Below are 10,388 nucleotides of genomic sequence, written 5' to 3' on the forward strand. Positions count from 1 at the left end.
AATACTATTCAAGACCTTAAGCAAGTACGGGTTGCAGGTAACTAATTGGAGACTCGACCCGCTCTTCCTCGAAGGTTGTAAATTCCCAGGCCTGCTGATTTTCCAGCAAGGCAACCAGTAATTGATTGTTCAACGCATGACCTGATTTGTAGGCACGTAAATGGCCCAGGATACTGTGACCGCTCATGTACAGGTCACCCACCGCATCAAGGATTTTATGCTTCACAAACTCATCGTCATACCGCAGGCCGTCGCTGTTTAATACGCGGAACTCGTCGAGCACCACCGCATTTTCAAAGCCACCGCCCAGCGCCAGGTTATTTGCGCGCAGGGTTTCAATGTCTTTCATAAAACCGAACGTGCGGGCACGACTGATATCTTTAATGAAGTTCTGGCTACTAAAGTCCATCGATACCATCTGATTGGTATCGGCAATTGCAGGGTGCTCGAAGTCGATCGCAAAGTCGATGCGGAACCCGTTATGGGGTAACAGTTCCGCCCACTTGTCGCCATCTTCCACGCGCACCTTCTCTTTCACCCGGACAAATTTCTTCGGTAGCATCTGTTCCTGCACACCCGCAGACTGCAGCAGGTAAATAAACGGGTGCGAGCTACCGTCCATGATTGGAATTTCATGGGAGTCCACTTCAATGATCAGATTATCAATACCCATCCCTGAAATTGCGGCCAGCAAGTGTTCAACCGTCGACACGCGAACGTTGTCGTCGTTGATTAAACAGGTACACATACGGGTATCGCGTACCAGTTCAGGTGATGCTTTAATTTCCACCACCGGGTTGAGGTCGACACGACGGAACAACAGGCCCGAGTTTGCCGCTGCGGGACGCAACGTCAAATTGACCTTATTGCCTTTATGCAAGCCAACACCTGTAGTGCTGATCGCTTGCTGTATCGTACGTTGTCTAATCATAAAAACCTCACTTTCACTTGCTGCATGCCCCAACTTTATTTTGCGCATTACTTGCGCTTGGGGAAAGTGTACTAACCGCTCCAGTAAGGGCGGCCGAGCACTATAACAAATAACACAGCAATGGTCAATCAATAACCATTCGTATCAGTCTGCTTGTCGACGTAAAAACGCTGGGATATCAAGAAAGTCAGCATCCGTTGACGGCTTTGACTTCGCAGCTGGTTTTTCCAGTGACTCCTGAGTCTCGCTTTGCTCTTTATAAGCGCGCGCGGTGGCTTCTTTACTGCTCGCGTAGCTGCCAGTGCTTGCACTGCTGCTGGTACGGCTGCCGCTGCCTTCAGGTTTCTGTGTGTTAACCAGTGAAATATCCGGCTTGCGCTCTGCGCCAATACCCGTCGCAACCACGGTGACCCGTAATTCATCTGACATTTCCAGGTCAATCACGGTTCCCACGATCACGGTCGCGTTATCAGAAGCGAACGACTTGACCGTATTACCGACCGTTTCGAACTCTTCAATACTCATATCCATGCCCGCAGTGACGTTTACTAATACGCCACGCGCGCCAGACAGATCAATATCTTCCAGCAACGGACTGTTGATCGCCATTTCCGCGGCTTCCTGCGCACGGTCTTCACCTGAAGCGACGCCGGTACCCATCATCGCGGTACCCATCTCACGCATAACTGCCTGCACGTCAGCAAAGTCGACGTTGATTAAGCCCGGACGAGTAATCAATTCAGCAATACCCTGCACCGCGCCTAACAAAACGTTGTTCGCTGCGCTAAAGGCATCCAGCAAGCTGGTTCCGCGGCCCAGTACTTTAAGCAGTTTTTCGTTTGGAATGGTAATCAGTGAATCGACGTGCTCAGCCAGTGCAGCAATACCTGCATCGGCAGACGCCATCCGCTTCTTCCCTTCAAACGGAAACGGCTTGGTCACTACTGCAACGGTCAGAATGCCTAATTCTTTAGCAACTTCTGCTACCACAGGTGCTGCACCAGTTCCGGTACCACCGCCCATGCCTGCGGCGATAAACACCATATCGGCCCCTTGCAGTTGGCGCGCCAGCTCTTCGCGGTTTTCTTCCGCAGCCAGACGACCAATTTCAGGGTTAGCGCCTGCACCCAGGCCTTTAGTGACATCCACACCCAGCTGGATAGTGACATCTGCTTCATGTCGACGCAGCGCCTGCGCATCGGTATTGGCGGCAATAAACTGCACGCCTTCAATCGATTCGCTGACCATGTGTTGAACGGCGTTACCACCGCCACCACCGACACCGATCACCTTAATGACCGCATCGGACTCGTAATTGTCCATTAACTCAAACATGCTACTCATTGTTTTTCTCCACTTACCTGCTAGTTGTTGTTACCCCATTACGATCTTTTTCTAAGGCGCTTAGAACTCGCCTTTAAACCAGCTCTGGATTCGTTTCCACCATTTGCTGGTTTCCTTGCGTTCTTTTTCTTTTAACTGTTCATTCAATTTCAGCTGCCCGAAGCGTAGCAGGCCAATGCTGGTTGCATAGGCTGCATCGCTGACATAGTCGGTCAGCCCTTTGATATTCAGCGGGGTGCCTAAACGCACCGGCATCTGAAAGATTTCTTCGGCGAATTCCAGCGCGCCTTCCATCTTCGCGGTCCCTCCGGTCAACACAACACCGGCCGCTATCTGCTCATCCAATCCACTTTTCTGAATTTCGTCACGCACCAGTTCGAACAGTTCCTGGTAACGAGGTTCAACCACCTCGGCCAAAATATGACGTGACATGGTCCGCGACGGACGTCCGCCCACCGACGGTACTTCAATATTATCTTCCTGGCTAACCATCTGGCGCAGTGCACAGGCGTACTGCACCTTGATGTCTTCTGCGTGGCTCAGCGGCGTACGAAATATTTTCGCTATATCATTGGTGACCTGGTTGCCGGCCACCGGAATGACCGCGGTATGGCGCAACACGCCGCCTGAGAACAGGCAGATATCAATGGTGCCGCCGCCCATGTCGACCAGGGCACAGCCAAGCTCTTTCTCATCATCGGTTAAAACCGCATGACTTGAGGCCACCGCCGAGAAAATCAAGGACTCAACTTTCAAATCACAACGTTCGACCGCTTTCTGAATATTTTTCGCCATGTCGTTGGCACAGGTAATAATATGTACCCGCGCTTCCATCCGTACCCCGGACATACCGATCGGGCTTTTGATACTTTCTTGCGAATCAATCACATATTCTTGCGGCAGCACGTGCAGAATGCGCCGCTCCTGGGCGATTGGGACTGACTTGGCTGCGTGAATCACACTCTCCACGTCGTCCTGAGTTACTTCCGTTTCGTTGATCGGCACCATCCCGTTTTCGTTCTGGCAACCCACATGACGCCCTGAAATATTCAGGTACACCGAAGACACCCGGCAATCCGCCATCAGTTCGGCTTCATCAACCGCACGCTGAATTGACTGCACTACCAGGTTGAGGTCGTTGACGCCGCCTTTGTCCATGCCGCGGGCAGCGGTTACACCCACACCGACCACACTCAGTTCACCGTCGGGTAACATCTCACCGATCAGCGCGACCACTTTGCTAGTCCCGACGTCCAGGCTGACAATCATTTTGTCTTCTTCTGTTTTCACGATCACGGTTAACTCACTTCTCTCATTCTTCACGCCAACCTACGGCGACACCTGTGTCATACCGTAAATCGACATAGTCAATGTCTCTGTCATCGGCCCGCTGCAAACGTTCATGTAAATCAATAAAGCGTTGAATGCGTTGCAGCCGCGCTTCACGCCCTAAGTGAAGGGTAATTCCCCCTTCTAGTCCGACACTGACCGAGAATCGCTCGGTCACGCTCAGTTCATCAATCCGGTAGCCGTTCAACTGCAACAGCTCATCGATTCTCAGGTACTGACGCATTACTTCGTCAATATCTGCTGGCGGTCCGTACAAATGAGGAAGCCAGTCCTCAACTTGTTCAACCCGCCCGGAAAATACTTCGCCGTCTCGGTTTACCAGCGCATCGTCGTTCCAAATTGCCAGCGGCACCTGCTCGACCAGGAAAATCCGTAACCGTCCTGGCCATTCCTTGCGCACCGCCGCACTATATATCCACGGCAGAGCTTCAACCCGCGCCTTCAGGGTCGTCATATCGGCGCCAAAAAAGCTACCTACCTCGCCTGCCACCAGCGCATCGCGAACTTCATCGGAACTGGTATAGACCAGCTCACCCTGCAGCACTATCGCGTCCAGCGGGACCTGTTGCTCGTCCATCAGCACCCGGTAAACCCAGTTCCCGGCCAGATAGATCCCAACCAGCAACAGCACCAGACTGAGCAGGCCGAACCAAAAGTCCCATCGAACTTCGCGCCAGTCGACTGCCATCAGTCTCACTCCTGGCTGCTACGTAAAATCCGCACAACCAGGTCGCTAAAGCTCATTCCCTGCTGACGAGCGGCCATCGGTACCAGGCTCTTCTCTGTCATCCCCGGGACCATGTTCACTTCCAGCAATTGCAGGTCGCCCTGCGTATCGGTTTTAAAGTCAACCCGACCCCAGCCTTTGCCGCCGACGGCAGCAAACGCCTTGACCGCGACACGACGCAACTCATCTTCAAGTGCGGCGCTGATCGGAGCAGGACAAATGTACTCGGTGGTATTGTCCTGATACTTGGCTGCATAATCGTAAAACTCATGCGGTGTCCGCACTTCAATTGCCGGCAATGCGTCGCCATTCAATACCGCGACCGTGTATTCCGGCCCATCCAGCCACTGTTCCACCAGCACTTCCTGGTCATATTGCAACGCTTGCTGCAATGCATGCTGAAGCTGCTCCGCGTTTTCCGCCTTCGCCATGCCAACACTCGACCCTTCCTGGCTCGGCTTGACCATGACTTTGCCGCCCAGTTCAGCCAGCACGTTGGCCAGGTTCTCGTTCAGATCGATTTTTGTCAGTACTCTCGACGCCGCAGTCGGTAAGCCGATGCCACGCCATAAATATTTGGTTCGCGCTTTATCCATTGCCAGCGCACAAGCCATCACACCGCTACCGGTGTAAGGCAAATCAATCGCCTCCAATACCGCCTGGGTATGCCCGTCTTCGCCGCCACGACCATGCAAGGCAATAAACGCACATTGGTAGCCGACGTTTTTCAACGTCAGTACGTCGGTCTCTGCGGTGTCAACGAAGTGAGCGTCCACTCCTGCTTGCTGCAGACCTTTACAGACAGCCGCCGCCGAGCGCAGGGAGACTTCCCGCTCTGCCGAATTGCCGCCGCCAAGCACTGCTACTTTGCCAAAGGAAAGCGATTCACTCATTGCTTGCCTCCCGACTGCTGACGCAATTGTTCCGGGTTCAACGACTGGGCATCCAGTACTTTCGCCAGACCACCAACATTGCCGGCGCCCTGCGTTAAGACGATATCGCCGGGCTGGACGATGTCCGCCAGGCGACTGGCCAGTTCATCAACCTGTTTCACATAGACTGGTTCCAGACCCGCCTGCTGTCGTAACGAACGGCACAGTGAACGGCTGTCAGCGCCTGCAACCGGCTCTTCGCCCGCGCCATAAACTTCCAGCAACAGCAATGCGTCAGTTCGTCCAAGCACTTCAACAAAGTCTTCATACAAGTCGCGGGTGCGGCTGTAACGGTGTGGCTGGAAACACATCACCAGGCGACGTTCAGGCCAGCCCGAACGAACCGCTGCAATGGTGGCTGCCACTTCACTCGGGTGGTGGCCATAGTCATCAACCAGCATCACGTCACCATCGCCAAGCGGGTACGTGCCATAGTGCTGAAAGCGCCGGCCAATACCTTCAAAGTTAAGTAGCGCCTGCTCAATCGCACTGTTTTCGATCCCTTCGTCCGTTGCCACCGCAATCGCCGCCAACGCATTCAGAACATTGTGCCGACCCGGCAGGTTGAGCACCACCGACAATGGTGACTGCCCTTTACGCTGCACGGTAAAGCGACTTTCGTTGCCGGTTTGGGTGTAATCCAGTGCCCGCACATCGGCGTCTTCGCTAAAACCATACGAAACAATCTGACGGCCCACCTGCGGCAGCAATTTACGAATAACCGGGTCGTCAATACACATCACCGAGAGGCCGTAAAATGGCAGGTTATGCAGGAATTCTAAAAACGTATCCTGGACCCGGCTGAAGTCACCTTCATAGGTGTCCATGTGGTCCGCTTCAATATTGGTCACCACGGAAACCATTGGCTGCAGATGCAAAAACGAGGCATCACTTTCATCCGCTTCCGCGATTAGGTACTTGCTGCTACCCAGCCGTGCGTTACTGCCGGCGCTATTCAGCAAACCGCCAATAACAAAGGTCGGGTCACGTTCAGCCGCCGCAAAAATACTTGCAATCAGGCTGGTCGTGGTAGTTTTGCCGTGCGTGCCGGCAATCGCAATACCATGTCGGAAACGCATCAGTTCGGCCAGCATCTCGGCGCGACGCACAACCGGAATCAACTGCTCACTGGCGGCCGTTAATTCCGGGTTATCCGCTTTAATGGCGGAAGAGACCACTACCACACTGGCGGTTTTAACATGCTCAGCATCGTGGCCCATTTTAATACAGGCGCCTAACTGACGGAGTCGCTGCGTATTGGCGTTCTCAGCAATATCGGAGCCGGAAATCTGGTAGCCCTGATTGAGCAGCACTTCGGCAATCCCGGCCATGCCCGCGCCACCAATGCCAACGAAATGGATCCGCTTAACGCGGCGCATTTCAGGCACACTGATCACGGTAAATGGCTGGCGGTCGGTGCCGCTTCTGATCTCACTCATACTACTACCTGCTCTTTCATTAACTGCTGACAATGGCGCACAATCAGTGACGTCGCCTCAGGTTGCGCGACTTTGCGTGCATTTTCGCCCATTTGACGAAGCTTATCCGGCACCGCTGTCAGTTCTTCCAGGGTGGCAAGCAGATGCTCCGCCGTCATTTTCGTCTGTGGCATCAGTACCGCAGCGTGCTGCATGACCAGCACTTCGGCATTGCGCGTCTGATGGTCATCCACTGCATGCGGAAAAGGCACCAGCACACTGGCAATGCCTGCCGCTGCCACTTCCGCCACGGTTAACGCCCCGGAGCGACAAACAATTAAATCATGGCTGGCGTATGCCGCCGCCATGTCCTCAATAAATTCAAGCACTTCCACCTCAACCGTTGGCGGGCACTGCTGATAGGCCTGCAGGGTCTGGTCACGGTTGCCCTGTCCTGCCTGATGGGTAACGCGGATGGCATCACCCCGCCACTGACTCAGTGTTTGCGGTACGCGCTCATTCAGCACCCGGGCGCCTAAACTACCGCCAACAACCAGGATACGAATGGCCTGGTGAGCGCGTTCAACGCCCCGGTTGAGGGTGAAAACCTCCTCGCGTACCGGATTACCAACCCACTCTGCTGAGGGCAGGGTTTTACGCGCAATTTCAAATCCAAGCAAGCTCCGATTAGCGATCTTTGCTAATAATTTATTGGTCAGCCCGGGTACCGCGTTCTGCTCATGAATTAACAACGGCACGCCGATCAGTTTCGCTGCCACCCCACCTGGCCCTGCAGTATAACCGCCAAAACCAAGCACCAGCTCGGCACGCAACCGTTTTAACAGCCGGGCTGCCTGCCACACCGCGCGACTTAACACGAAAGGGGCTTTCAGGTAACCGACTACACCACGCCCGCGCAACCCCTGCTGCGACATCGCGTGAAACTCAAAACCTGCTGCCGGGACCACTCGCGCTTCAATTTTCTGCTCGGTGCCAACCCAGCTAATCTGATACCCCGCATCACGTAACTGGCGGGCCACGGCTAACGCCGGAAACACATGCCCGCCGGTGCCGCCAGCAAAGATCACCACTTGCTTACTCATGAGTGCACCACCTTACGCCGCCGCGGTGCGCTTTTTTTCTTCGCCGGGCTGGCTCGGTAGCCAACCCGAAGCTCGTAATCAATACGCAACAAAATGGCCAGTGCGATGGTCATCGCCAACAGACTGCTACCACCGTAACTGATAAACGGAATGGTTAAACCTTTGGTAGGAATAATACCGGCGGCGGCACCCACGTTGACCATGGTCTGAAAGCCAAACCAGATGCCAATTCCATGCGCCAGATAGCCGCTGAATGCCCGTTTTTGACGCAACGCACGTTGCCCCAGAAACAGCGCCTTTATCACCAGCGCAAAGAGCAATGTTACCGTAATCAACACACCGATAAAACCTAACTCCTCGGCCATCACCGAGACAATAAAGTCGGTATGGGCTTCCGGCAGATACTGTAACTTCTGCACACTATTGCCCAAACCCTGACCAAGCCAGTCGCCGCGACCAAATGCCATCAGCGACTGGGTTAACTGGTAGCCACTGCCAAAAGGATCTTCCCACGGGTTCCAGAAAGAGGTCACCCGGCGCATCCGGTAGGGTTCGAAAATAATCAGCGCCAGCAGCGCAATAAGCAGGGTCAGCACCACGCCAAAGAACTGGGTAATGCGGGCACCGGCCAGAAACAACATGCCCATGCTGGTCATTGCCACTACCACCACGGTCCCCAGGTCGGGCTGCGCCAGCAGCAGCATACTAATCAGGCCTAACAGCGCCAGCGCTTTAAGAAAGCCCTTAATATTTTTTCGCACTTCGTCATGCCGACGGTGCAGGTAACTGGCCAGAAAGATAAAGAAGAACAACTTGGCGAACTCAGCGACTTGCAGGGTCATTGGACCAATCCGGATCCAGCGGGTCGCAGCATTCACCGTATGGCCGACGAAGAGCACGGCGACCAGCATGACGATAGCAGCCAGACACAGCCAGCCATTGATCGCCTCCCAGCGTGACATCGGCTGAGTTAGCACGGCCATGGCCACTGCCATGCTGAATGCAAGGTAAAACCCATGGCGAATCACAAAATAGAATGGGTTACCGGTCAGCCGCTCGCCCACGGGCATCGATGCACTGCTCACCATAACAAGACCAATCGCCGCCAGAGCGAGCATAATGAGCAGTAACTGCCGGTCATATAACAGCACCGACTGTTGTTGATGATACCAGTGGCGAACGCGCGTCATCACACCATCGCGAACCGGCATCTGCAGTTCCAGTTGTTGCTCACGCGTCGCCATACAGCCCCTCCACCGCGGCAGTAAATACATCACCACGTTGTTGGTAGTCGCGGAACATATCGAGACTGGCGCACGCTGGCGATAACAAAACCAGACTATCTTTGCTGGTATGTCTGGCCGCTTCACGCACCGCTTCTTCGATGCCTTCGACCTCGATCGCACCGCGTTTCAGTGCTGCGATCTTGCTGCCGTCACGGCCAAGGGTAATAAGCACATCTACCTGTTGCAAAGGCGTTTTCAATACATTCAGATCAGCCCCTTTACCGTCACCGCCAGCTATCAGAATCAGCTTGCCGCTGACATCGCCGCGCAACCCTTCGATAGCCGCAATACAAGCCCCTGCATTGGTTGCCTTGGAGTCATTGACCCAACGCACACCGTCCACATTGGCTACCTGCTGGCAGCGATGCGGAAGCGGTTCAAAGCTGGCCACCGCATCTGCAGCACACTCAAGATCTGTGCCCAAAGCCGCTACCAGAGCCAGCGCTGCCTGTACGTTGAGCTTGTTGTAATCACCCGGCATTGGCATGCTCGACACCGCCAGCAGAGGCTGTCCGGCAAAAACGATGAATTCCTCACCGTCGACCATCTCAACTGTCAGGTTATGCTCGTCTGCGTGTAAACCAACACTGATAAAATGCTGCAGTTGACGACGACGTAACGGCACGCTGAGCGCATCATCACGGTTGTAAATGCACATATCGGCTTTACGGTAGATCCGGTTTTTAACCCGGGCGTAGCTTTCCAGATCCGCATAACGGTCCATGTGGTCAGCGCTGACATTAAGGACGCAGGCCGCTGCCGGGCGTAAGCTGTAAGTCTGCTCTAACTGAAAACTTGATAACTCGAGAACAATGCAGTCATGGCCCTGATCGAGTAACTCCAGCGCCGGGATACCTATATTGCCACCGAGACCGACATTGCGCCCGCACTGGCGCAGAATATGGGTGGTCAGGCTGACCACGGTCGATTTACCGTTCGAGCCGGTCACCGCTAACACGGGAACATCAACCAGCCGTGCAAACAATTCAATATCGGAAATAAACTCGACCCCGGCATCGCGTGCCATCAGCAGCGCTGGGGCAGTAAATGCCAGACCCGGACTGACAATGACCAGATCCAGGCCAAGCAGGTCTTCAAGTTTAAGCTCACCCAAATAGCATTCGTAGTGCGCTAAATCGGTTGCCTGCTGATACTGCTCAGAACCTTGTGGACGGGTATCAAACAATACAGGTGCGACGTCGTGCGCCGCTAAAAAGCGCGCAGCCGACATCCCGGTCATGCCAAGACCGATAACGCCGATGCGTTCATACCCCTGTAAAGCCGCCTTCACGTCCAT

Annotated in this window: 9 protein-coding genes; all 9 read right to left on the reverse strand. The window is 54.3% G+C overall.

Going from position 1 to position 10,388, the window contains the following annotated elements:
* Positions 1-16: 16 nt before the first annotated feature.
* The 9 genes from lpxC to murD all read right to left on the reverse strand — a co-directional run bounded on the left by lpxC (position 17) and on the right by murD (position 10,388).
* Complete coding sequence (gene lpxC / locus CWE12_RS04720) at positions 17-931, reverse strand: UDP-3-O-acyl-N-acetylglucosamine deacetylase (protein ID WP_126788545.1); 915 nt, start codon at positions 929-931, stop codon at positions 17-19.
* Positions 932-1,075: 144 nt separating this feature from the next.
* Entirely contained in the window at positions 1,076-2,266 is a 1,191-nt protein-coding gene (ftsZ, locus tag CWE12_RS04725; RefSeq protein ID WP_126788947.1) for a cell division protein FtsZ, read from the reverse strand.
* A 69-nt stretch (positions 2,267-2,335) separates the two neighbouring features.
* Positions 2,336-3,544, reverse strand: coding sequence for a cell division protein FtsA (gene ftsA / locus CWE12_RS04730; protein WP_241972342.1), 1,209 nt, complete (start codon positions 3,542-3,544; stop codon positions 2,336-2,338).
* Between the two features lie 43 nt (positions 3,545-3,587).
* The gene (locus tag CWE12_RS04735) at positions 3,588-4,313 is read right to left on the reverse strand and encodes a cell division protein FtsQ/DivIB (protein WP_126788546.1); all 726 of its coding nucleotides are present in this window, start codon (positions 4,311-4,313) and stop codon (positions 3,588-3,590) included.
* 5 nt (positions 4,314-4,318) lie between these two features.
* On the reverse strand, positions 4,319-5,245 hold the full coding sequence (locus CWE12_RS04740; protein ID WP_126788547.1) for a D-alanine--D-alanine ligase: 927 nt from the start codon (positions 5,243-5,245) through the stop codon (positions 4,319-4,321).
* Positions 5,242-6,723 carry a UDP-N-acetylmuramate--L-alanine ligase gene (gene murC / locus CWE12_RS04745; protein ID WP_126788548.1) on the reverse strand — a complete coding sequence of 494 codons (1,482 nt, stop codon included), beginning with the start codon at positions 6,721-6,723 and terminating at the stop codon, positions 5,242-5,244. Before murC ends, CWE12_RS04740 begins: the two co-directional genes overlap by 4 nt.
* A complete protein-coding gene (murG, locus tag CWE12_RS04750; RefSeq protein ID WP_126788549.1) occupies positions 6,720-7,805 on the reverse strand; it encodes an undecaprenyldiphospho-muramoylpentapeptide beta-N-acetylglucosaminyltransferase in 1,086 nt (361 codons plus the stop codon). Before murG ends, murC begins: the two co-directional genes overlap by 4 nt.
* A complete protein-coding gene (ftsW, locus tag CWE12_RS04755) occupies positions 7,802-9,049 on the reverse strand; it encodes a cell division protein FtsW (RefSeq protein ID WP_198675695.1) in 1,248 nt (415 codons plus the stop codon). Before ftsW ends, murG begins: the two co-directional genes overlap by 4 nt.
* A complete protein-coding gene (murD, locus tag CWE12_RS04760; RefSeq protein WP_126788550.1) occupies positions 9,036-10,388 on the reverse strand; it encodes a UDP-N-acetylmuramoyl-L-alanine--D-glutamate ligase in 1,353 nt (450 codons plus the stop codon). Before murD ends, ftsW begins: the two co-directional genes overlap by 14 nt.

It is taken from the genome of Aliidiomarina sedimenti, from assembly GCF_003986955.1.
Taxonomy (GTDB): Bacteria; Pseudomonadota; Gammaproteobacteria; order Enterobacterales; family Alteromonadaceae; genus Aliidiomarina; species Aliidiomarina sedimenti.